Raw genomic sequence first — 23,456 nt, forward strand, 5'->3', positions numbered from 1 at the left:
AACATTATGAGCTTCCGCATCGACTCACGATAGGGCTGGTCGTCGTCGACGATAGATATCACTGTACGGTTCAACATTGCGGGTTCCAGGCACGTCCACCGACCGGCACGGCGACACCTCGCAGCATGCAAGTTAATGTCACGGACATTCCCCGATAGCGCAAGGCCGCCGTTCCTAAGCTATGGCTTAGGCTTTTGGCTATCCGCTTAGGCGACGGATATTGTTCATCGCGACAGATCGGGCGTAGAATGACGCCGGAAATAGGGAAAATGTGCTTCCTCAACGCAGGATTACCGAGAATGGGTGAGGCAGATCCCAGTGTCTTGGTTATCGATGACGATCCCGAGTTTCGCGACTCGGTCGTGCGGCTGTTGCGGACAGTCGGCTTATCTGCCCGACAATTTTCGTCTGTTTCAGATTTTCTCAAGGCCGATCCGCCGGACGGTCCCACTTGCCTGGTGCTCGATGTGAGAATGCCGGGGCGAAGCGGTCTTGAGCTTCAACGTGATCTTGTCACCGCAAACAGGCAGGTGCCGATCATCTTCATTACGGCGCACGCGGACGTACCGATGACCGTGCAAGCAATGAAGGGCGGCGCGATCGAGTTCCTCACAAAGCCATTTCGTGATCAGGACTTGCTTGATGCCATTCAAGCCGGCCTCGATCGCGATCGCGCCCGTCGCGAGAGTGATAGCGCATTGGCCGCGCTCAAGGATCGCTTCGGCACGCTCAGCTCCCGCGAGCGTGAAGTCATGCTCGGCGTCGTGGCCGGTCGCCTGAACAAGCAGGTTGCCAACGATATCGGCATCACCGAATCCACGGTAAAGGTACATCGCGTGAATCTGATGCGAAAGATGAAGGCGCGTTCGCTTCCCGAGCTCAGCCGAATGGCGGACCTTCTCAAGGTAAGACACCAGCAACCGCAAAGCTCCTGACCTCAAGGGGCATGTCGTCAGCTCTGTTGTGCGAGCGCAGCCGTCTAATCGCAAATTGTGTCTGCCGCGTTTTGCCGCGCCGTTGATTCCCTCCCTCACGTGCCCATCCGGCTAACGGACACGTCGCGCGATCGCTTCTAAGCGAACGCTTAAAACGGGCGGCGACAAGCGAACCGCACAATACCTGCGTGCAATCGACCGCAGTACCCCAAGCTGCCAGACTGCGCTCAACAAGGTTCTCGTTGGAAAGCCGCCTTTCTAACTAAGCGAGCTTACAATGCGCCCAGTTATCGGCCGCTCGGCGCAGCCCGAACCGGGATTTGATGTGCATTACGGCACTCTTAGTCCGGATAGGGATCGGCAATCGTGTTCCATCAACTTGACGGAGATCAACCGTGGAGCTTCATCAAGTTCGCTACTTCCTCGCTGTGGCATCCACGCTCAACTTCACCCGCGCTGCCGAGCAGTGCAACGTTGCGCAACCCGCCCTGACCAAGGGAATACAGAAGCTGGAGCAGGAACTCGGCGGCCAGTTGATCTACCGCGAACGCCGGCTGACGCAGCTGACCGACCTTGGAAAGGCAGTCCTTCCAATGCTGGAGCGCACTCTGGCCTCGGCAGAGGCGGTGCGCCGCAGGGCACAGGAGTTCCAACGCAAGGAGGTCGCGCCACTGAAGATCGGCCTCGCCCCATCGATCTCTGCATCGCTCGTCCTCGATCCGATTGCGGAGACAGCGAAGTTCGTGCCTGGACTTCACGTCGAGCTGCGCGAGGAGGCTGCTGAGAAGCTCGTCGACCTCTTGCTCAAGGGGGATATCAGCGCCGCAATGGTCGGGGAAGTGCAGGACATGCCTGCCCGCATCGACGATTGGTCACTGTTCGAAGAGCGCTATGTCGCGGTACTCGCGCCGACACACGAGCTTGCAAATCATTCCTCGCTCGGCATCGATGACCTCCGTGAGACCGTCTTGCTGGAACGCGCCGGATGCGACATCACCCCGAAGATTCAACAGTCGTATTTCCCTGAGGGGCCATTCCATCTTGGGCACTCCGGAAGCAATGACTTGCACGTGCAACATCTGGCTGCCGCTGGCTTCGGTGTGATCATCGCGCCCGAGCACATGCCGCGTCTCGCGACGCTCAGGACGATCCCGCTCGAAGGCGATCTGGTCTCGCGGGAGGTGCGGCTGTTGACAGTGCAGGGGCGCCGCTACTCGCCGGCGCTGGACGCTTTCGTCAAGGTCGCACGGCTTCGCGACTGGTCGGCCGTTGTTCGGACGGCGTGAAGATCGTGGTCCGTCGCGCCGGGCGAGTGGAATGGAAATGATAACGACCCGGCATTTCTAATGATTGGCGTCCCTGCTTACTAGTTGTCTAACCGAGCTGAGTGACTGTTGCACGGGACGGCGTAGCCGTTCTCTTGGATACATCCGCTCTCCGCGTCGCAAGAATCGGCTCGAGCAATCAAGTCAGCAGGAGTCTCCGATGTCGTTCCGCTTCATCACCAAGTCCATCCACGCCTACCTGATCGACTACCCCGTTGCGATCGCCTTGATCGCGGCACCGTTCGTCCTGAAGCTCGGCCAGAGCGGGCCGGCCGCGATGTGGCTCTCGGTTGTCGCCGGTGCGGCCGCCCTGCTGCTGGCCGCGCTGACCGACCATCCGACCGGGCTCGTGCGCATTATTCCCTACTGGTTGCACCTTTGGGTCGATCGGGCCGTTGGGGTGGTGTTTGTCATTGCTCCGTTTGCCTTCGAATTCGCCGGGCTTGACGCCTGGTACTACTGGGTTCTCGCCGCCGCCGTCCTGATCACGACCTCAGTCCTGAACGCGCCCGAGAAGCCGGTTGCGATGCATTCGGAGTTCGGCAGGCGCGCCGCTGGTTGAAGGCGCCAATGATGCAATCGAGGGCGAGACATTGCTAAGTTTCGTCCGCTGGCGTTCGTCCCGAATGGGCGCGTTAGAGGCATGGACCGGATCATCCTTTTGAACGTCGATGGGTGGAAGGCTTGCGCGGTGCAAGCCTTCGAGCGGTGCGGCCAGATCCTCTAACGTCCGTGGAGTACGGCGGGTGACGATAACGACCGTCTATCGACTCCATGGCGAGAGGTGATTTCCCTCGCCGAGGTTGCAAGATCACCCTCCAAAGGCAAGGCCCGCTCAATCTCTTGATCAGCGCCGCGATAGCGTGGCGCCGATTATAGGCGTTGATCGGACGAAAAAATGGTTGCGAAAGAGAAAGACACAGATGTCCCAAGAGAGATATGACATCGTCATTGTCGGCGCGGGTGCGGCCGGCTGCGTGGTCGCGAGTTATCTCGCCGAACACACCGATGTGTCGATCGCGCTGATCGAAGCGGGCGAGATGGATCGCGATCCGTTCATCCACATTCCGGCGGGCTTCGCCAATATACTGGTTCACGACCGGCATGTCTGGAAATACGACACAGTTCCCCAGCACGGCAAGAGCCGAGCATATCGCTCGGGCAGGGTGCTAGGCGGGGGCTCCTCGATCAACGCGATGTGCTATGTGCGTGGCCAGATACGCGACTTCGCCGCGTGGCAAGATGCAGTCGGCGACACCGGTAAATGGTCGTATGAAGACCTGCTTCCCGTCTTCATGGCACAGGAGCGCAACGACACCTTCCACGACGAATATCACGGCATCAATGGTGGTCTGGCGGTGCAGTTGCCGAAGGGCATCAACGAGCTGAACCAATATTGCCTCAAGGCCTTCCAGGAGTATGGGATTCCCTATAATCCCGATTATAACGGCGAGAGCCAGATCGGTGTCTCGCCGGTGCAGTCGACGGTCGGAAATCAGCGCCGGTGCAGTGCAGTCGACGCCTATCTGCGTCCGCACCTCGTCTCAGGCCGCGTCACTCTCCTCACCAGCACGACCGTCGTTCGGATTCTTATCGAAAACGAGCGGGCTGTCGGTGTCGAGATGAAGGGCAACGGTCTCGAGAGGATCACGGCCGGCGAGGTCGTGCTGTCGGCCGGGGCCGTCCATAGCCCGAAGATTCTCATGCACTCGGGTATTGGACCAGCCAGGCAACTGCAGCAGCACGGCATTGCGGTGATCGTCGATGCTCCGGGAGTGGGCGAAAATCTTCACGATCACCCGATGGTGCCCGTTCGTGCCTATGTGAAGGGCGATCTGGGCTATCAGGCCGCCGCGCAGGGGCTCGGCACCGTCAAGGCCGGCCTGCGCTATCTCATCACCAAGGATGGCCCGGCCTCGGGCAACGGTATCGAGACAGTTACCCATTGGAATCCGTCGGACTTCGCCGCCGACCCCACGATCCAATGTTATCACGCCCCTATCATCTTGAACGAGCAACTCGGCCCGACCGGCGACCGCTCGGGCGTCACTTTCGAACTCGTGGTGCTTCAGCCCAAGAGCCGTGGCTGGGTGCGCCTGGCCGATAGTGACCCGACGTCGATGCCCCTCATCAACCCGAACTTCGTCGGCGAGGAGGAGGATCTGAGGGCCGCGGTGCAATCGGTGCGCGCGATCCGTGAGGTAATGGCCCAGGAGTCGCTGGCGTCGGTGATTGAGCAAGAGATGGATCCTGGCTCGCAGGTCCAGTCGGATGCGGAGATCGGCGAGTGGGTGAAGCGTGTCGTGACGACGATGTGGCATCCGGTCGGCACGTGCCGGATGGGGCAGGATGAGAAAGCGGTGGTCGACGCGAGGCTCAGGGTCCGCGGGGTCGAGGGCCTGCGGGTGATAGACGCCTCGATCATGCCGAACATCACCAGCGGCAATACCAACGCTCCGACCCAGGCGCTTGCGCGCCACGCCACGGCGATGCTGGTCGACGATCTCAAGCGGGCCTAGCGAGCTCTGTTGAAAGCCGGCGACCCCGACGGTACCAGCCTCCCGCCCATGCCCGCGAGGGTATGCGCGGGAGATGGCTAGATATCCTTCCGGGCATCGTCATGCCTGGCCATCCGCCGATAGTCGCTCGGATCTCGATCGTACGCTTTTCGAAAAGCGCGCGCGAAACTTGAACGGCTCTCGTACCCCGCATTTTGAGCAACAACGTCGATCGACGTCGTCGTCGTCGCCAAATCGATCGCAGCCTGGCGCATTCTCAAGTCCCGCAGGATCGCCATCGGGGTTCGTCCAAAGACTTCAGAGAATCGGGCCATGAACGCCGAGCGGCTCAATCCCGCACTGTGTGCCAAGCTTTGAACCGAGTGGCCGGCTCCAGGCCGCGCCACCATTTCCGCAAAGGCGCGGGAGAGCTGCCTGTCGGCAAGTATCGAGAATCGCTCAGTCCAGCGCTCGGATGATCTGAGGGACCGTCGCACCAATGCGACGATGATCTGCTTGAGCAGGGACGCGGTCATGGCTCCAACGCCGACCTCTTGCTGCAACAGCTCGTCCATGGCTTCGCGAAGCTTCAGATCGATCCTGTCTGCGGGCTCGAACTGCTCGATCACCGGCTCCCGGAGGTCTGCGAACAGCCTCACGGACTGGCCGAACGATGCGTTAAAAAATCCGCATATCTGAACAATTTCGGGGAGCTCGTTTGGCACCGCGACGCGGAGGATGCCCTCTTGACGCGTCCAGCAGTCTCTCGAAATGAGCTTCGGTGGCCCGCCGTCTCCGTCAACCTCGATCGTGAAAGGCGTGTTTGGCGGCACGATGATGAGCAAGTGAGGGCTCAACTGTATCTTTGGTCCGCCGTTGATCGAGATGTGTCCGACGCCACTCAAGTTGTAGTGGATCCCGGGTGCGTCGATCATTCCCATCTCGACTCGATGGCTGCGGGGCACCAGAAGCTCGGTCAGCGCGATGACGTCGATGTCGAGGTCCTGCATCAGGTTGTTGAGGTCTGTTGCAGACAATTTGACAGTCGAGCGCGCGGGCGGAAAGGCGTTCTGCCCGACGACAGCCTGCGCTAGAACCGCTTTCGTGTGCATGACCGTAGTGGCCCTCTACTGTCTGGCTAATGGCGCCAGTCGTGCTTTGAAGCCTGTTCTCCAGCGACGGTGTCGCCCTACTCGCGCGCGCCGTTGACCGATCGTCGTCCCGGAATCGATAGAGCAATCATGATCAGAACGTCCTGGTAGGGAAGTGAAACTCTTGCAGGTCCAACCTGAACCACCTTCAGATCGAGGCAGTCGACCGGAACGAGGGTGTTCGACGCCGCATTGCGGAGCGCAGCTACGGGCTAGCCGAAACGCTGCGGCGCGGTGATGACGAGCAAGGACTAGGACGACGACTTAAGCGAATCCGTATCGATCGGCAGGCTGCGAACACGTTTGCCGGTAGCGGCAAAGATCGCATTGGTCACCGCAGCACTGACGATGGCCGTCGGAGCCTCACCAACGCCACCCGGAGCCTCCGCGTTCTTGATCAAATACGTCTCCACCTCCGGTACCTCGTCGATGCGCATCGGTAGATAGCTGTCGAAGTTGCTCTGCTCGACCCGCCCATCCTTGAAGGTGATCGAGCCATGAAGTGCGGCGGTCAGTCCGAAAAGTGTTCCACCCTGGATCTGGGCTTCGATCGTGTCTGGGTTGACGTGCATGCCGCAATCAAGTGCGCAGATGATCCGCTTGACTTTGACAGAGCCATCGGCCGCCACTTCGACCTCGGCGACCTGCGAGACGTAACTTCCGTACGCGAATTGGACCGAAATCCCGCGGCCGTGCCGCGGAGGAAGTGGTGATCCCCAGCCGGCTTTCTCTGCGGCAAGCGACAATACGGCAAGCGCGCGCGGATTGTGGCTAAGCAATTCCTTTCGATAAGCAACCGGATCCCGCTTTGCGGCATGGGCGAGCTCATCCATGAAGCTTTCGACCACAAACACGTTGTGAGTCGGTCCGACGCCGCGCCACCAGGACGTCTTGACGCCGCGAGGCTCGACTTGGACATAGTCGACATGGATGTTGGGCAGCGCATAGGGCGGCTCGGCAGCCGCTTCGACCGCATCAGGGTCCAGCCCATCCTTGATATATGGGGGATAATAGCGAGCGAAGATCGAGGAGCCGGCGATCCGGTGTGTCCAGGCAACCGGCCTGCCGGCGACGTCAAGACCGGCCGACAGCCGATCGAGATAGTAGGGCCGATACATGTCGTGCTGAATGTCTTCCTCGCGACTCCAGATCACCTTGACCGGGCCGTCGACGTGCTTGGCGATCTTGACGGCAAGCACGGTGCCATCGGCCTCCAGCCTCCGGCCGAAGCCACCGCCAATCAGATGATTGTGAATTTTGATCGCATCCTTCGGCAAGCCGGTGAGTTCGACCACCAGAGCTTGCGTGATGGTCGGCGCCTGTGTCCCGACCCAGATGTCGCAACGATCCTTCTGCAGATGAACGGTGCAGTTCATCGGCTCCATCGCCGCATGAGCCAGGAAAGGCACCTGATAGATGGCGTCGAGCCGTTGCGCCGCCGCAGCAAGAGCCTTGCCTGCATCCCCATCGCTGCGGGCTACCACGCCCGGCTTGCTTGATTCTTCCTCCAGTTGCCTGACGATGTCGGCGTTGTTGACCTTGCCGTTCGGCCCATCGTCCCACGTGATGGAGGCAGCCTCGAGTCCCTTCTTCGCCGCACCCATGTGATCCGCCACCACGGCGACAGCCTCATCGATGTTGACCACCTGCCGGACGCCCTTCACCGCCAGTGCGGCTTTCTCGTTCACTGTTTTCGCCTTGCCGCCGAGCACAGGCGAGATGGCAACCGCGGCAACCGTCATACCAGGCAGCCGTACATCGATGCCGTAGAGCGCGCGCCCATCGACCTTTATCGATGAATCCACGCGCTTGGCACGCGTGCCGATCAGCGCGAAATCCTTCGGATCCTTCAATTTTACGCTTGCTGCGGCCGGAACAGGCAGTTTCGCGGCATCATCCGCAAGTTCGCCGTAGCTCAGATGTTTCGAGCCTGACTTATCGAACACGATGCCGCCCTTGGCGCGGCAAGTCGCTGGATCGACATTCCAGCGCTTGGCGGCTGCCGCAATCAGCAGATTGCGACCGACTGCCCCTGCTTGACGCAGCGGCGTCCAGAAAGCCCGCACCGAAGCGGAACCGCCTGTGTTCTGAATGCCTATGATCGAGTTGACGTAAAGCGCGTGATTCGGCGGCGCATGCTGAACCTGAATCTGGTCCAGTCTGACTTCCAGTTCCTCAGCGAGAAGCATCGACAGCGACGTGTAAACGCCCTGTCCCATCTCGACCATCGGCATGATCAGCCTGACGGCGCCGGTTGGATTGATCCGAGTGAATCCGTTCGGCGCGAAGGTACCCACGACCTCGTTTTCGACCACCTGCGAAGCGGACGCCGCAAAGACGGATTCAGGGCTCGTTCCGGTGAATGCAAAGCCAAGCAGCAAGCCGGTGCCTTGGAGAAAGGAGCGCCGCGACATCGCCGTTTCGTTGCCTCGGCCCTTCAGAATCTGCCTATCCATGGTCTCAAGCTCCCGCTGCGCGCTTGATCGCGGCGCGAATGCGCTGGTAGGTCCCGCAACGGCACACGTTGCCTGACATCGCTGAATCGATGTCCGCGTCGCTCGGCTTCGGAGTGTCTTTCAGCAAGGCCGCCGCCGACATGATCTGGCCGGACTGGCAGTAGCCGCACTGAACCACCTCCAGCTCGAGCCACGCCTTCTGCAAGGCCGCGCCTTGCGGCGCCTGGCCGATCGCCTCGATCGTGGTGACCGCGCTGTCGCCGACGCTGTCAACCGATGTCTGGCAGGAGCGGACCGCTTGGCCGTCGACATGCACGGTGCAGGCGCCGCACAGCGCCTGGCCGCAACCGAACTTGGTACCGGTCATGCCGAGGACGTCGCGCAGCACCCACAGCAACGGGATGTCGCCGTCGACATCGACTTTATGTGATGTGCCGTTGATCTTTAACGTGAAAGCCATGGATGCCTCTCGAGCGCGTTGGGAGCGGGGAGCACCCACGCATTGGAAGTCCCCAACATGATCCAGTCGCCTGATGCGGCCTGGTCCGGCGGATTGAGGTTGCGCTAGCGCTACTCGATGGGGTCTCGCGATAGCGACGCCCATTGATCGCAGCGCGGAACGAAATCTTCTAATAGCTGTCATGTATGGTTTCCATGACAGCGGGGAATACTGCCGCGGTGGCACCGTGCGCCGTTCGTGAATCATGGCAGTGCAGGTGAAATCAGCGCTGGGAAACCTTGGTCACGTGATAGGATGCCGAGCATGCGAAAACGGGTCATGGACGCGCTCGCGTGTGCGTATCGGCGCGGGTCGTCGATGAAGAGGAAGTGAGTAAGTGTCGAAGTTTGTTGATTTGTATCGTTCCGATTATGTGATGCAGGCTGTTGAGCGACAAGTGAATCCACGAACGGGTCGATGATGCCGGACATCTTGAAGAAAATCGAAAGCTATAAGCGCGAGGAGATTGCTGCCTCCAAACGTGCTCGTCCTCTCGCGAGCATCGAGGCTTGCGCCAAAGCGGCGTCGCCACCGCGCGGCTTCTTCCGTGCGATCAAGGAAAAGCATGGCGCCGGCGACTATGCGCTGATTGCCGAGATCAAGAAGGCTTCGCCATAGAAGGGCCTCATCCGCGCCGACTTCGATCCGCCCGCCTTGGCAAAAGCCTATGAGGCCGGAGGCGCGGCGTGCCTTTCGGTGCTGACCGATACGCCGTCGTTCCAAGGGTATCTCGACTTCATGGTCGCGGCGCGCGCCGTAACCAATCTACCAGTGCTGCGCAAGGACTTCATGTTCGACACCTATCAGGTTGTCGAAGCCCGCGCTCACTGCGCCGACTGCATCCTGATCATTATGGCCGCGCTCGACGATGCGGCCGCCCGAGATATCGAGGACGCGGCGATCTCGCTGCAGATGGATGTCTTGATCGAGATCCACGACCGGTTCGAACTCGACCGCGCGCTGAAACTCCGCTCGCCCATGATCGGCGTCAACAACCGCAATCTACGTACGTTCGAGACGACGCTCGCGACAAGTGAGGCGCTGGCGCCGCTGATCCCGGAGGAGCGGCTGATGGTCGGGGAGAGCGGCATTTTCACGTCGGACGATTTGGCCAGGCTTGAGCGGGTCGGCATGTCGACTTTTCTTGTCGGCGAGAGCCTGATGCGTCAGTGCGATGTAGCGGCTGCAACCCGCGCGCTGCTGGAGCGGAACAAGCCAACGACAGCGGCGGAAATACCCTCCGCGCGAACCGAGCCATCCTCTCGATGAGCCCGCGGCCCAAAGCCGAAGCGTTGAATTGAATTAGCGCGGTACGCGAAAGTACCAGCGTTATTTGACGTGCCTCGAATAGTAGGTTCCAGCTTTGGGAGGCAAAATTCTCCTTATCTTTCAATGGAGATTGACCGACACTCTCTCCGCCAAGTCGAGCTTCCGTTCTGTCCCTTCCGGCGGACCGAGCGCCCCTCAAGCTATTGTTTCAACGAGTAATTTGAGATGGTTGCAGGTCCCCGCAACCAAAATCCGGACCGACCGGTTCCGATAAAATGGCCCGCATTTCGCGGGCCATTTTTGTTTTGGAGGACAATCGGGCCTCGTGTCGTCGACTGATTGGGCGCAGATCGCGGCGTTTCCACAACGCGGGGCCGCTCCCTAGACGATGAAATGGAATTCGTGCCACGCACTCCAGCTGATGCCATCGCTGGCGCGAACCCAGAGGTCGTCAGGTACGGTGCCGCCCTGGAATGTCGTGCTGGCAATTTGAGCCGCGCTGACGTTGATGGCGGTGCCGGTGGGCTGCGCAGTCCCGCCAATGCTCCAGTGGCCGCTGCTTGCCGACGGCGTCGAATCCCAGAATTGGTACTGTGCCATACTGTCGCCGTCGGCATCCGTGACTGAAAACAGGCTCAATGCGGCCACGCTCTGATTGGCCGTCGCGTGGAAGTCGGACGCCGTCACGACGGGAGCGCTGTCAACCGGTGCGGTGACGTGAAATTCCTTCCACGCCCCCCAGGCAAAGCCGTCGTAAGCCCTCACCCAGAGATCGTCCGAACCCGAGCCGCTTTGAAAGCTTGTGCTCGAGAGCTGAGCTGCCGTGACATTGATGGCAGCATTGGTGCCTTGGGCGACTCCCCCGACCACCCAGTGCCCGCTGCTCGCATCCACCGTCGAATCCCACACCTGATAATTCGTGATGGTGTCGGCAACGATACGATCACCCAGTACGCCTTCTGGGATACCGGCGGAAACGGCCATTGGGTTGTGAATGGCGTCGCCCAGGCCGCCAACACCGAGATCGATGTGAGCGCGGCGAACCTGTCACAGGTGAGCTACGTCTTCGGACCCGGTGGCTCGCCATCGGATACGCTCTGGGTGCGGGCGAATGACGGCAGCATGTGGAGTTCCTGGAAGAGCTTCACGGCCACCGCAACGAACCAGGCGCCAACAGTCGCGGTCTCGAACGTAACGACGGTCTCGGGGCAGGTCTTCGCGGCTTCGAGCCTGGTCAGCGCGACGGACGCGGACGGCGATACCATAACGAAATATGCGTTGTGGGATTCCAACACGAACGGGCGTTGGAACGTCAACGGAGTGAACCAGTCTGCGAATACGGAGATCGACGTCACTTCGGCACAACTTGCCCAGACGACCTATCAGGCCGGCTCCGGCACCGACCAACTCTGGATCCGGGCGTATGATGGCAGTGCGTGGGGTGTCTGGCAGCCTTTCAACGTAACGGGAGAGAGCCCCAGCAGCGCCACCATTGCAGCGGGAACGACCCTGGAATTGACGGGGGCTTCGAACGCCGCCGTTACGTTCCTGGGCGGCACGGGGACGCTGAAGCTCGACAATTCCGCGAGCTTCACCGGAACCGTCGCCGGGATGACCGGTTCGGACGCGATCGATTTCGCGAATATCAATTTCGCGACCGTTCAGACGCCGACCTTCAGCGGTGACAGCACGCACGGAACGCTCACGGTGACGGACGGCACTGTCACCGCCAGTATTGCGCTGCTGGGCAACTACATGGCTTCCACATTCACGGCCTCGAGCGACGGCCATGGCGGTACCTCGGTTGTCGATCCGCCGGCGATGCAAGTCAGTCAGCTTGCGCAGCCGCAGCATGCGTAAGGGCTTGAGATAGGGCGGCTGTGGAGGGCCTGTTGCGGGCCCTCCGCAACCAAAATCGCTCAGCCGGCAAAGATGAAAAGGCCCGCCTCCTGGCGGGCCTTTTCTTGTCTTGCAGCGCTTCCGGAATGCCGCGCAACACCGAACGCCTGGTTGCCCAGCGCCTGATCACGGCGACGAGCTGCTGCAAGCCGCCTCCGTCGCCACGTCGTCCACATTCGGGTCGGCCGCGGCCGTGGCCCAGGCGAGCTCGACCAGGGTCACGATCCGCCGGCCGGCACCGTCGAGCTGGCAGACGATCAGGCCTTGTTCCTCGATGTAGGTGAGAAGATGCCGGGCGCGGCGCAGCGAATGCGTGCCGTAGGCGCGAGCGATCGCGGCATCGCTCGGGCAAGGCCAGCCCTCCTTCGCGGCGCGGGCGATCATCATGAAGACGCCCTGCATGTCCTCGGGTAGCAGGGCTGCACGCAGCGAGACATCCTGCCAGACGTCGTCCTCCGCCATCTCGGTGCCGAGCCCGGCGCGGGCGCGCGTCAGCATCCGGCGGAAATCGGTCAGCTCCGGCACAACGGCGCCGAGACCCTCGATCCGGCAGCGGACCACGAACTCCTGATAGAGCACGCCGATGGCGCGGAAGCCGGCGTCGGGCTCGGCGAGGATGGCGCGCAGGATACGGTCCAGCCGCTCACGCCGCTCGGCCAATTGCTCGGCGCTCGGCGGTGGCTCCGCAGCTTCGGGATCTGGCTCAGGTGCCGGCTGCTTGGCGGCCATCAACTGGCTGAGCAGGTCCGGCGACGGCGCCCGGCGCGGAAGCCTGGCCGCTATTTCGGGCGGCGGAGCGGCCAGGATGATCGCGCGTGCGTCCTCCAGTGCCGCTTCAGGCAGCGGCATCAACCGCGGCGCCGCGTTGCGCGGCTGGGTGTCGGTCGGACCGATGCGCAGGCCCAGCGGACGGCGGGACAGCGCAGGTCCGAGCGCCATGAATTGCCCGCGCTCGAGGTCGCGGAAGGCTTCCGCCTGCCGCCGTTCCATGCCGAGCAGGTCGGCGGCGCGCGCCATGTCGATATCGAGGAAGGTGCGGCCCATCAGGAAGTTCGACGCTTCGGCCGCGACATTCTTGGCGAGCTTCGCCAGCCGCTGGGTTGCGATGATCCCGGCAAGCCCACGCTTGCGGCCGCGGCACATCAAATTGGTCATCGCGCCGAGCGAAAGCTTGCGCGCTTCGTCGGACACCTCGCCCGCGACCGCCGGCGCGAACAGCTGCGCCTCGTCCACCACCACCAGCATCGGATACCAGTGGTCGCGGGCGACGTCGAACAGCCCGCCGAGGAAGGCCGCGGCGCGCCGCATCTGGTTCTCGGCGTCGAGCCCTTCGAGATTGAGCACCGTGGAGACGCGATGGATGCGCACGCGCTCGCCGGCGACCTGCAGGCTGCGCTCGGTGTGGTCCTCGGCGTCGATGACGAGGTGGCCGAATCGCTCGGCCAGGGTGACGAAATCACCTTCGGGATCGATGATGGTCTGCTGCACCCAGGGCGCACTCTGTTCCAGCAGCCGTCGCAGCAGATGGGATTTGCCGGAACCCGAATTGCCCTGCACCAGGAGGCGTGTCGCCAATAGCTCCTCGAGGTCGATGGCCGCCAAAGCGCCGGCCGTCGTTTGTCCCATCTCGATCGCTACGGTCATGTCCCGACTCAAATTGCCCTTGCGGAGAGGCGGCTTAACAAGCTGATCGCGCCGCGTCGAGCGAACCGCACCATCATCCCCAGGCACGGCCGGGAAGCGGACAATGCTGATGCTCGCCAGACGAGATGAAGATTGATTGAGCCACTACAACGTGTTTAGCTTGAGTGTCTGATGTAGATTTTTTCGAACAAGTTCCTGTTCAGCTGCGCGATCCGGCCCGGTTCGGATCTGCTCCCATTCAATCGGCCCGTCGAACTCGATGTCTGAGTTCAACTACGACGCATTCATTTCCTACCGCCGCTCCGACGGGATTGCCGTTGCACGGTGGCTCAGGCGCACGCTTGTCGGCTTTCGCCTTCCCGCAGTGCTGCGCGGCGCCTATGCGAAGAAGCTGCGCGTCTATCTCGACACGGCCTATGAGCGCGGCACCAGCGACTTCTACCAGCAAAGCATCAAGCCGGCGCTGCTCTCCTCGCGATACCTGATCGTGGTGGCGACGCCGGATGCGATGCGGCGGCCGGGCGGCGCCGAAGACTGGATCGAGCGCGAGATCAGGGATTTCACCGCTGGTCCTGCGGCCGGCAATGTCATCGTGGCCAGGGGCGCAGGCGACTTCGACGGCCCGCTGCCCGGAGGCTTGAAGGAAGCCTTCCCGAACATCGAGATCGTCGATCTGAGAGGCGCGGGACCATTGTGGTTCCTGAGCTTCTCACGGGTGGTCCGCCTGAGCGCGGAAAAGCTGAAGATCGTCGCGCCCCTGCTCAACATACCGCCGGAGGAGATGCCCCGGCTCCGGCAAGAAGAGGAGAGGCGGCAGCAGACGCAGTTGGGCGCGGTCGCGGGCGCAACCCTGGGAACGCTTGTCGCCGTTGGTAGTCTTAGCGTGCTGGCCTTGATCAATCAGTACAAGGCCATCCGCGCCAACGATGACAGCATGTTCGCGGCTTCCAGCATGATTGGGGAGGCGGCCAATCTGAGAGCCGACGATGCCGACGCCTTGCGGACACGCCGGCTCATCATCGGCCGCGGTTGCGATCTGCTCGACAAGGCGGATCAAGGGACAGCGAGCGATCCTCCGATCAACGGGATCGTGACCTGTCGGCTCGAGCGCGGCGCCCACCGTGAAGCGCTTCACGAAGACAAGGAGGCGCGGAAGGAATTCGGCGACGCCATCGAGCGCGCGGCGCTCAGTCATCAGGGCCGCGCACGCGTCGACTCGGCGCTGGCGCTCCTGCAGGCCCGGCAAGCCTATGCCGAATATCTGGTGCGGCAAAAGGATATGGACGGCGCCGGCCGCGCATTTGCCGATCTGCTCGATGACAGCAGGCGGCTCGGCAAGGAGCATGATGGGCGCGCCCAGTTCATCCGGTTCGAGGCCGAGGCGCTGGGCCAGACGGGCGACCTGCACGTCGCCGCAAATCGCCACCAGGAGGCGGCGGACAGCTACGACGCAGGTGCCGATGCGTTGAAGCGCTTGCTCGACGCCCGCAAATCCGACGGTCGTACCGAGGATTATCAGATCGTCGGATGGCGGGTGCGCCTGTTCCGGCTGGCGGGTCAGCAATATGCCGCGCTGGACCGGCTCGATCCCGCGGCTGAGCAGTTCAAGCTTGCGGTCGGTGCCGGCTCATCCGATGACGGCAAGCCCGCGGACGCATCTGTCGCGTACGAAGTGGCGATCGCGCAGGCATACCTTGTCCTGGTTGAGCGCAAGCGCGGAAATGCCGCCGCTGCCGCAGATGCCAAACAGGCGGCCCTCAACACCATCGACGCGGTCGCCGGCTCCAAGGCGAGGGCCGGTCTCAAGCAGCGCGCGGCCGATCTCAAGCGCTGGATCGAGCAGCAGGGGAGCTGACGATGGATATCCCCGGCAGCGCGCGCCTTGTCACCGCGATGCTGGCATCGTTTGTGGTGAGTGCGACGGTGCTCGGTGGCGCCGGATATTCAGCGTCGCGTATCCTGGTCGCGCCGCAGCGAGACGTCTTCCGGGCCGCGGCGTTCGACATGGAGTTGGCACACGGCTGGTGGTGCGAACAGGACGACACTGAGTTCGTCTGCTCCCCGCCCGGCAAGCCTCCCCGTGCGGCAATCGCGATCATTGCCATGAAGGAACGCAACGAGCAGGACAATCTGCAGGCCTACGAAGACCATCTGAAGCAGCGGCAACGGATCGGCGACGAAGGCACGGGCAAGCTGTCCGACATCCGGTTTGTAAAGCGCAACGTGATCGGTTCGCACCAATGGGTCGAGGCGCTGCATTACGGCTCCGAACTGGCAAATTTCGACACCTACTATCTCGCCACGAATACATCCGAGCTCGGCATTCTCGTCACCTTGTCGGTCCACAAGGATTACGCCGAGAAATATGTGACCGAGCTCAAGCAGATGATTGAAACGCTCAAGATCTATCAAAGGTGAGACGTTCCCGGACACATGCCGAAACATTCGTGCGCGGTGTGGCGTGCGCCTTGGCAAATACGGTCGTGAACCACGCCGGGAATTCTCTATCTCTCGGTGGCGAAGCTGCGCAAGGCGCCGGCGCGTCCGCCGGTTGCAACGGCGCAGCCGCCGCGCGTTCGTCCTAGGGCAACACGCGTTCGCGCTCTCGCGTGACGCCGAAGTGATCGGCGTCGCTATTCTTGTGCCGGATACCTCCGTCCCGTTTGCCGGTGGTGTCTCGTCGCACAAACCTCGGCATAGTCCGCCGCATAGAAGAAACGTGCGAGGAAACATGACTGAGAGTATCGTTGATGCCGTTGCACCGTCGGTCGCAGCGCCTGGCGCAGTGTCGCCGCGAAAAGTGTTTTGGGCGACCTGGTTCGGCTGGATGCTCGATGGCTTCGATTCCTCGATGTACGCCTACATCCTAGTCGGCGCGCTGAGCGAATTGCTGCCGGCCAGCGGCATCGAGCCGAGCAAGGCCAATATCGGCATCTATGGCGGGCTGTTGTTCTCGATCTTCATGCTGGGCTGGGCCTGCTCGATGGTCTGGGGCTGGGCCGCGGACCGTTACGGACGGGTCAGGATCATGTGCTGGACGGTGCTGGTCTACTCGCTGTTCACGGCGCTGTGCGGGCTTGCGACCGGGATCGTGATGTTCGCATTGTTTCGCTTTGTTGCCGGCTTCGGCATCGGCGGCGAATGGGCCGCGGGCACGCCGCTGCTGCAGGAATCCGTGCCGGAGAATACGCGGGTGCGGCTCGCCGGATGGCTGCACACGGCGACGCCGACCGGGCTGTTCCTCGCCGCCGCCGTGACGCTTGCGATCGGCAGCACGCTCGGCTGGCGCGGCATGTTCCTGCTCGGCATTCTGCCCGCGCTCCTGATCGCGTATCTGCGCAGCAACATTCCCGAGCCCGAGCGCAGCGCTGCGCGCGAGCAGCCGTCGGTCGCGGCCTTGTTTGCCGGCGACCAGGCGCGCACCACCTGGGCCGCGGCGCTGATGATGGCCTGCATCATCTTCGGCCTGTGGTCGTCGAACTTCTGGGCCCCGACCGTGATCTCGACCAAGCTGGTCGCCGCGGGCGCGACGCCCGCGCATGCGCAGGAGATGGGCGCGGTGGCCGGCCTGATCACCAATGTCGGCACGCTGATAGGCTGCCTCCTTGTGCCATGGCTAACCACCTGGCTCGCCAGCCGTCGGCGCACCGCGGTGCTGTTCTTTATCGGCGGGCTGATCTCCGTCGTGGCCTCCTATGAAGTCGCGATCGAATGGCTCGACAGTTTGACGCTGTTCATGGTGCTGCTGCCGGTGCTCGGCTTCTTCACCAATGGCGTGTTCGGCCTGTTCACGATCTGGCTACCGGAGATGTTTCCATCGGCACTGCGTGGCTCGGGCTCCGGCTTCGCCTTCAGCATGGGCCGTGTGCTCGGCGCCGCCGGCCCGACCCTGATCGGCGCGCTTGCCGCCCGCACCGGCAGCTTCCCGCTGGCGATTTCGATGCTGTCGCTGATCTATGTGGTCGGCCTGCCGTTGATCGCCCTGGCGCCGGAGACGGCCGGCAAGCCGCTGGCGAAATAGCAGGCTACTTTGCGCATTACGCGGCTTCGGCCGCGCGCCGTCGCGTCAAGCGGTGGCTTACTCCGCCGGCTTCGCGGTCACTGGCGCCTGCGCAGCTACGGGTGCCTTCGCGGGCGCCTTGTCGACCTTCTTCGACCAGGAGCGGTAGTAGGCGAGTGCGGTCATCAGCACGATGCCGACAATGCTGACTGCGATCTGCATCCAGATGCTGCCGGAGACCTCGACCAGCAGCACATGCGCGATGACCGCGAGGAAAACGCCGGTGCAGAACACTTCGAGCGACTGCTGGCCGCATTTGAGCATCGGCTGGAAGATCGGCCATTCATATCCGGGCCATTCGCGCGGCAGGAAGCGGGTGACGAAGAAGGCGAGGACGATGAAGTGCAGGACGCGATAGGGCGCGAGGTTGGTCTTGTCGTTCGGATTGAAGGCGTCATAGAGCCAGGCCGGCATCGCCTGTCCGAGCTCCGGGAAGCGGCCCGCCAAGGTCATCACCAGCGCGAACAGCAGATAGGCGCCGCCGAGCCAAAGGAAGGCGCGCGAGCGGATGAATGTGATTGATTCACTCGCGCCGCCGAGTGCGAACCAGCCGCCGAACACGAACAGGAACTGCCAGCAGAATGGATTGAAATACCATGAGCCGGACGGATAGGCCGGCAGGTTCCAGCCGAATTGCCGCGCCGCGAGATAGAGCAGGAACGAGGCGAGCAGCGTCAGATTGAGCTTGCGCAGCATAGCCCACAGCACCAGCGGATAGCACAGCATCAGCGCAATGTAGAGCGGCAGCACGTCCATGTTGACGGGCTTGAACGCCAGGATCAGGCCCTGATAGAGCGTCTCGGCCGGATTGTGCATGAAGCCCGCGACGTTGAATTCGTTCTGCAGGTTGGGGTCGTGATAGCGCTGGGAGAGATAGCCGATCTCGGCGATGTAGATCACGAACAGCAGGACATGCGCGACATAGATCTGCCAGGCCCGCTTGATCAGGCGGGTGGCGCCGATCACGGTGCCGCGCTCGAGCATCATGCGCGCATAGACGAAGGATGCGGTGTAGCCGGAGATGAACACGAACAGATCGGCCGCGTCGCTGAAGCCGAAATTCTTCTGCGTGATCCAGTTCACCGCGTTGTTCGGAATGTGATCGAGATAGATCGCCCAGTTGGCGAAACCGCGCAGCAGATCCAGGCGATAGTCGCGGCCACGGGGCGGCAGAACAGCCTTGACGTCCATCGGTTCGCTCCCATCCCAGTGCCCGCATGTTCGGTCGCGGGTCGCCCACGACGTCATACTAGAACAGGATTTCGACGGTTGTGTATTGGTTTCCGGAAAGGGATTACCTCGACAGCCGGCCAAACAGCGATGAATTTGGATCAAATCGCTCGCGCCGCGAACCGCTCGCCGGCGGACGGTGCGTAGGATGGGTAGAGCGAAGCGAAACCCATCACTGTGTGCCAGCCTGACGAATGATGGGTTTCGCTTGCGCTCTACCCATCCTACGAGAACCGGCTGTGCGCCGGCGCGGCTAACGCTGCACGAACCCGTTATGCAGCGTGGTGAATAACGCCTTGCCCTTCTTCACCAGATCGTATTTGCGGCCGTAGAGCAACCAGACCGCGGTGAGGTGGCACATCCCGCCCATCATCAGCGACATCGCGGTGTAGGGATCGAGATTGCGGCGATAGGTGCCGGCGCGGCTCGCCTGCCTGATCAGCTGCACATAGCGCAGCGCGTATTTGTCGACCGCCTTCTTGATCCGCGGCTCGGCGGCAAGCACGCTCGGCCAGATCTCGAGGAAGAACACCCGGCCCCAGCTCGGGTTGTCCTTGATGTACTGGAAGTTGGTCAGGAAGATGATGCGGAGCTGCTCGACGGGATCGCCACCCTTGACCAGCAGCGGCTCGGTCTTCTGATACAGCGCCTCGAAATTGCCCTCGGGCACATCGAGCACCAGCGCGCGCTTGTCCTCGAAATAATCATAGATGCTGGAGAGCGGTACTTTCGCCGCGGCCGCGACCTCGGTGAGCGAGGTGCCGTCGATGCCTTTTTGGCCGAACAGCCTGGTGGCCGCCGTGAGGATCTGCTCGCGGCGATCGCGGCTGCGTTGCTGCTTGAGCTTGAGTGTCGTCCCCGAAGCCACTTTCGTCTCCACGCGTCCGGGAAAAAACAGTAAGGCAGCGGGACCGGAACACAAGCGCTATTGCAACGGGATACAGCGTAGGATTGCCATCACACCGGCGTGTTCCGCCGTTCATGGCGGCGGAATGCATCGCGGGCAATGATCTGACGCATGATCTCGGAGGTGCCGTCCAGAATGCGGACCACCCGTGTTTCCCGCCAGATGCGCTCGATCGGCAGGTCCTTGGAATAACCGGCACCACCGAACAGCTGCATGGTCGTATCGGCTATGCGCTGCACCATGTCGGCGCCGGTATATTTGGAGAGCGCCGCCGCGGCGGTGCGGGCGGCGGCATCGCCCTGGTCGTAGCGCCACGCTGCCTCATAGGCGACAAGGCGCGCGGCATGCAGCGAACTCGCCATGTCGGCGATCTGCCACTCGAGCCCCTGATGGTCGCGCAGCTTGCGTCCGAACGCCTCGCGCTCCGAGACATGGTCGAGGGCGTAGTCCAGCAGCTGGCTCGCCGCGCCGACGCAATAGGCGCCCCAATGGGTGCGCCCGGCATCCAGGCACCGCATCGCGATGGCGAATCCTTCGCCCTCTTGTCCCAGCAGATTCTCGCGCGGAATACGGCAATCCTCGAAGATCACTTCGGCGTGCTCCGAGCCGCGTCCGGCGGCCATCTCGACCAGGCGGCCGATGGCAAGGCCCGGCGTCTTTGCTTCGACGACAAAGGCCGCGATGCCCTTGGCGCCGGCGGACGGATCGAGCGTGGCGAACACCGTGAAAACGCCGGCCGCGGGCGCATTGGTGATGTAGGTCTTGCGGCCGTCGAGCACGTAATGATCGCCGTCCCGCCGCGCCCGGGTCTGGATCCGGGCGGCATCGGATCCGGCATTCGGCTCGGTCAGCGCGAACGCGCCGATCACCCGTCCGCTGGCGAGCTCCGGCAGCCATCGGTCGCGAACCGCCGGCAGCGCGAAGAACTCGATCGCCTTTGATCCGATGTGAACGTTCACTCCGCTCAGATAGTAGAAGGCGGTGTGCGCCTTCGCGAGCTCCTCGATCGCGATGCAGCTGCCCAGCATCGAGAGGCCGAGGCCGCCGAATTGCTTCGGCGTGTTGGTGCCGAACAATCCCATCCTGCGCAGGCCGGCCATGGCGCTGTCCGGCACCTCGCCGGTCGCCTCGATGGCGGCATCGTGCGGCTGCAGCTCGCTGCGCACGAATTCGCGCACCCGGCCTTGCAGAACGCGGAGATCGTCGGGAAGCTCAAAATGCATGGCCCACCAAAAGTCGAATAATCTTCGAAAAATGTTGCGGCGCCTCCCGGCAAATGTCAAGGTTTTGCGGAAATTCCGGAGAATACGGCATGCTCGCAGGCTTGATGCAGCAGGTCCCACTCACCCTCAATCTGGTGAGGGAACGGGTCGCGGATCTCTATCCGAACAAGACCGTGACGACGCGGTATTGCGACCGCATCCACGTCATCGGCTATGCGGAGCTGCTCGGCCGCGCGGGCCAGCTCGCCAACTTCCCCGCCGGGATCGGCGTCGAGCGCGGCATGCGCGTCGCCACGCTGGCCTGGAACTCGCACCGTCACCTCGAGCTTTATCTCGCTGTGCCCTGCATGGGCGCGGTGCTGCACACCATCAATGCGCGCCTGCACGCGCTGGATATCGCAAGACTGCTCGCCCATGCCGAGGATCGGGTGCTGTTCGTCGATCGTTCGATCTGGCGAACCGTCGGAACGGAGATCGAGCTGCGCAACGCGTCTGGAGCTCACTAAACGCTTCAACCCGGCTTCCGACCATCGCATCTTCCGCCGCAACTTTGTCCACTTGTTACGGGACAAAACCACGAGTTGTGGACTGGCGACCTGTCGCTTTGGGGAGAAGATCATGCCACGTTCGTTTCAATCCAATTATTCCGCTCGGCTCTTCCTCGGCCTCGCTGCGGCCCTCACGATCGGGCTTGCCTCGCCGGTATCAGCACAACAGGCGACCGGCACCACGCTGGCCCGCGTGCTCGTGCTCGGTACCGGCGGCACCATCGCGGGGCAGGCCAATGCCCGCGCCGGCAACGCCTATGACTCAGGCAAGGTCAACGCAGCCAACCTGATCGCGGCGATTCCGGGCATCGACAAGCTCTCCCAGATCTCGGCCGAGCAGATCTCCTCGATCGGCTCGCAGGACATGAACGACAAGGTCTGGTTCGACCTCGTCAAGCGCATCCGCACCGCGATCGACAACAAGGAGGTCGACGGTGTCGTCATCACGCACGGCACCGACACCATGGAGGAGACCGCGTTCTTCCTGCAAAACGTGCTGGATACCGACATCCCTGTGGTGCTGGTTGGATCGATGCGGCCCTCGACCGCGATCGGCGCCGATGGCCCGGCCAATCTTTACGAGGCGATGCGGGTCGCCTCCGCGCCGGAATCCCGCGGCCGCGGCGTGCTCGTGGTGCTCAACGACAACATCCATGCCGCGCGCTGGGTGCAGAAGACCAATACCACCAGCGTCGAGACCTTCCGCTCGCCCGACGCGGGGCCGGTCGGTTATGTCGACACCGGCACGCTGCGCTTCCTGCAGCCGGCTGTTCCGGCCAAGGGTGCGAAGCTGAAATTGCCGGATGCGCCGCCATTGCCGCGTGTCGACATCATCTATTCGCACGCCAACATGGACGCCGCTGAGGTCGAGGATGCGGTCAAGCGCGGCGCCAAGGGCATCGTGCTGGCCGGCGTCGGCGACGGCAATTCATCGAAGGGCGCGATCGATGCGCTGGCGGCCGCGGCGAAGCAGGGCGTCGTGGTGGTGCGTTCGAGCCGGGTCGGTTCAGGCTTCGTCAACCGCAACGTCGAGGTCGAGGACGACAAGCTCGGCTTTGCGGTCTCGCTCGATCTCAACCCGCAGAAGGCGCGGGTGTTGCTTGAGCTTCTGATCGCGAACGGCATCACCGAGCCGTCGGCGGTTCAGCAGGCGTTCGCGCGGTAGACCGGCAGTTTTGAGGCGCCTGCTGGCTTCGCCTGCGCGGCCTTGTTCGCCGCGCGCCGCGCCGCCAGCAGCAGGGCGCGCGCCTCCGCGATGCGCGACATCACGGTGGTGACGGGGACGCCGGTGACCTCGGCGATCTCCTTGTAGGACAGATCGATCATTTCGCGCAGGGCGATGACTTCGCCGAGCGGCGCGGGCAGGTCGTCGACCAGTTGCCGGATTGTTGCGCCGTCGCGCCGTTCTGGCGTTGCATTTTCGCCGGCGAGCCTCGGGCCGCGTCTCTCCTGGCAGACCGCTTTGAGGATCGCGAGCAGCCATGGCCTGACGGCCGGGCCGCGAAAGCTGTCGAACTCACGCGATGCGCGCAGATAGCAGTCCTGCACGGCCAGTTCGGCGTCCGCCTCGGTCCGCGTCAGCACCTGGGCGAACGCATAGGCATCGTCGAGACACGGCAGCGCCGCGTCGCGAAACTGCTGCGCCGTTTTATTCCCGGCTTTCGCACTTCGCATCATAGGGTTGCATCTCGTGAATAGCTTTACCGGCAATCGGCGCAGTGGTATCAGGCTCCTCGCCGGAGTCGTGGACCGTCGCGCCAAGCGTAGGGACAGGAACGACGTGCGCACACGACATGCGCATATCGGGCAGCA

Annotated in this window: 19 protein-coding genes and 1 pseudogene; 11 read left to right on the top strand and 9 right to left on the bottom strand. The window is 62.6% G+C overall.

Annotated elements, in window-relative coordinates; translation table 11 throughout:
- Window positions 1–299 precede the first annotated feature (299 nt).
- The 4 genes from PMN64_RS28870 (at window position 300) to PMN64_RS28885 (ending at window position 4,779) form a co-directional block, all read left to right on the top strand.
- On the top strand, window positions 300–935 hold the full coding sequence (locus PMN64_RS28870) for a response regulator transcription factor (protein WP_028341944.1): 636 nt from the start codon (window positions 300–302) through the stop codon (window positions 933–935).
- A gap of 395 nt (window positions 936–1,330) precedes the next feature.
- Window positions 1,331–2,221 carry a LysR family transcriptional regulator gene (locus tag PMN64_RS28875; RefSeq protein ID WP_028341945.1) on the top strand — a complete coding sequence of 297 codons (891 nt, stop codon included), beginning with the start codon at window positions 1,331–1,333 and terminating at the stop codon, window positions 2,219–2,221.
- Between the two features lie 199 nt (window positions 2,222–2,420).
- Window positions 2,421–2,822: a hypothetical protein gene (locus PMN64_RS28880; RefSeq protein WP_028341946.1), complete on the top strand. Its 402-nt coding sequence runs from the start codon at window positions 2,421–2,423 to the stop codon at window positions 2,820–2,822.
- Window positions 2,823–3,183: 361 nt separating this feature from the next.
- Complete coding sequence (locus PMN64_RS28885) at window positions 3,184–4,779, top strand: GMC family oxidoreductase (protein ID WP_411783108.1); 1,596 nt, start codon at window positions 3,184–3,186, stop codon at window positions 4,777–4,779.
- A 77-nt stretch (window positions 4,780–4,856) separates the two neighbouring features.
- Here the strand turns inward: PMN64_RS28885 and PMN64_RS28890 are convergent, their stop codons facing one another.
- The 3 genes from PMN64_RS28890 to PMN64_RS28900 all read right to left on the bottom strand — a co-directional run bounded on the left by PMN64_RS28890 (window position 4,857) and on the right by PMN64_RS28900 (window position 8,825).
- On the bottom strand, window positions 4,857–5,870 hold the full coding sequence (locus tag PMN64_RS28890) for a helix-turn-helix transcriptional regulator (RefSeq protein ID WP_028341948.1): 1,014 nt from the start codon (window positions 5,868–5,870) through the stop codon (window positions 4,857–4,859).
- A 290-nt stretch (window positions 5,871–6,160) separates the two neighbouring features.
- Window positions 6,161–8,365, bottom strand: a complete 2,205-nt coding sequence (locus tag PMN64_RS28895) for a molybdopterin cofactor-binding domain-containing protein (RefSeq protein ID WP_411783109.1) — start codon at window positions 8,363–8,365, stop codon at window positions 6,161–6,163.
- Window positions 8,366–8,369: 4 nt separating this feature from the next.
- Window positions 8,370–8,825, bottom strand: a complete 456-nt coding sequence (locus PMN64_RS28900; protein ID WP_028341950.1) for a (2Fe-2S)-binding protein — start codon at window positions 8,823–8,825, stop codon at window positions 8,370–8,372.
- Window positions 8,826–9,284: 459 nt separating this feature from the next.
- Here PMN64_RS28900 and trpC point away from each other — a divergent pair.
- Window positions 9,285–10,133: pseudogene (gene trpC, locus PMN64_RS28905) on the top strand (indole-3-glycerol phosphate synthase TrpC).
- Between the two features lie 381 nt (window positions 10,134–10,514).
- On the opposite strand, the gene PMN64_RS28910 reads toward trpC, so the two are convergent.
- Window positions 10,515–11,117, bottom strand: coding sequence for a hypothetical protein (locus tag PMN64_RS28910; protein WP_411783110.1), 603 nt, complete (start codon window positions 11,115–11,117; stop codon window positions 10,515–10,517).
- Between the two features lie 6 nt (window positions 11,118–11,123).
- Here PMN64_RS28910 and PMN64_RS28915 point away from each other — a divergent pair, with 6 nt between their 5' ends.
- The gene (locus PMN64_RS28915; protein ID WP_411783111.1) at window positions 11,124–11,993 is read left to right on the top strand and encodes a hypothetical protein; all 870 of its coding nucleotides are present in this window, start codon (window positions 11,124–11,126) and stop codon (window positions 11,991–11,993) included.
- Between the two features lie 165 nt (window positions 11,994–12,158).
- Here PMN64_RS28915 and PMN64_RS28920 read toward each other — a convergent pair whose 3' ends face one another.
- Window positions 12,159–13,676: a helicase HerA domain-containing protein gene (locus PMN64_RS28920; RefSeq protein WP_411783112.1), complete on the bottom strand. Its 1,518-nt coding sequence runs from the start codon at window positions 13,674–13,676 to the stop codon at window positions 12,159–12,161.
- Window positions 13,677–14,163: 487 nt separating this feature from the next.
- On the opposite strand from PMN64_RS28920, the gene PMN64_RS28925 reads away from it, so the two are divergent.
- The 3 genes from PMN64_RS28925 to PMN64_RS28935 all read left to right on the top strand — a co-directional run bounded on the left by PMN64_RS28925 (window position 14,164) and on the right by PMN64_RS28935 (window position 17,697).
- Window positions 14,164–15,531 (top strand): hypothetical protein, encoded by a 1,368-nt coding sequence (locus tag PMN64_RS28925; RefSeq protein WP_411783113.1) that lies wholly within the window; start codon window positions 14,164–14,166, stop codon window positions 15,529–15,531.
- A gap of 2 nt (window positions 15,532–15,533) precedes the next feature.
- The gene (locus PMN64_RS28930; protein ID WP_411783114.1) at window positions 15,534–16,094 is read left to right on the top strand and encodes a hypothetical protein; all 561 of its coding nucleotides are present in this window, start codon (window positions 15,534–15,536) and stop codon (window positions 16,092–16,094) included.
- A 313-nt stretch (window positions 16,095–16,407) separates the two neighbouring features.
- Window positions 16,408–17,697, top strand: a complete 1,290-nt coding sequence (locus PMN64_RS28935) for an MFS transporter (protein ID WP_411783115.1) — start codon at window positions 16,408–16,410, stop codon at window positions 17,695–17,697.
- 57 nt (window positions 17,698–17,754) lie between these two features.
- On the opposite strand, the gene PMN64_RS28940 is transcribed toward PMN64_RS28935, so the two are convergent.
- From PMN64_RS28940 to PMN64_RS28950, 3 genes are all read right to left on the bottom strand, one after another.
- Complete coding sequence (locus PMN64_RS28940) at window positions 17,755–18,927, bottom strand: OpgC domain-containing protein (RefSeq protein ID WP_304497240.1); 1,173 nt, start codon at window positions 18,925–18,927, stop codon at window positions 17,755–17,757.
- 292 nt (window positions 18,928–19,219) lie between these two features.
- Complete coding sequence (locus PMN64_RS28945) at window positions 19,220–19,834, bottom strand: TetR/AcrR family transcriptional regulator (protein ID WP_411783116.1); 615 nt, start codon at window positions 19,832–19,834, stop codon at window positions 19,220–19,222.
- 89 nt (window positions 19,835–19,923) lie between these two features.
- Window positions 19,924–21,096 carry an acyl-CoA dehydrogenase family protein gene (locus tag PMN64_RS28950; RefSeq protein ID WP_411783117.1) on the bottom strand — a complete coding sequence of 391 codons (1,173 nt, stop codon included), beginning with the start codon at window positions 21,094–21,096 and terminating at the stop codon, window positions 19,924–19,926.
- Window positions 21,097–21,185: 89 nt separating this feature from the next.
- Between PMN64_RS28950 and PMN64_RS28955 the strand changes: the two genes are divergently transcribed.
- The gene (locus PMN64_RS28955) at window positions 21,186–21,602 is read left to right on the top strand and encodes an AMP-binding protein (protein WP_411783118.1); all 417 of its coding nucleotides are present in this window, start codon (window positions 21,186–21,188) and stop codon (window positions 21,600–21,602) included.
- A 112-nt stretch (window positions 21,603–21,714) separates the two neighbouring features.
- Window positions 21,715–22,809 (top strand): asparaginase, encoded by a 1,095-nt coding sequence (locus tag PMN64_RS28960; RefSeq protein WP_411783119.1) that lies wholly within the window; start codon window positions 21,715–21,717, stop codon window positions 22,807–22,809.
- On the opposite strand, the gene PMN64_RS28965 is transcribed toward PMN64_RS28960, so the two are convergent.
- A complete protein-coding gene (locus PMN64_RS28965) occupies window positions 22,788–23,321 on the bottom strand; it encodes a sigma factor-like helix-turn-helix DNA-binding protein (protein ID WP_028345418.1) in 534 nt (177 codons plus the stop codon). The genes PMN64_RS28960 and PMN64_RS28965 overlap by 22 nt on opposite strands.
- Window positions 23,322–23,456 lie beyond the last annotated feature (135 nt).

This window comes from Bradyrhizobium sp. UFLA01-814, from assembly GCF_046718885.1.
Taxonomy (GTDB): Bacteria; Pseudomonadota; Alphaproteobacteria; order Rhizobiales; family Xanthobacteraceae; genus Bradyrhizobium; species Bradyrhizobium elkanii.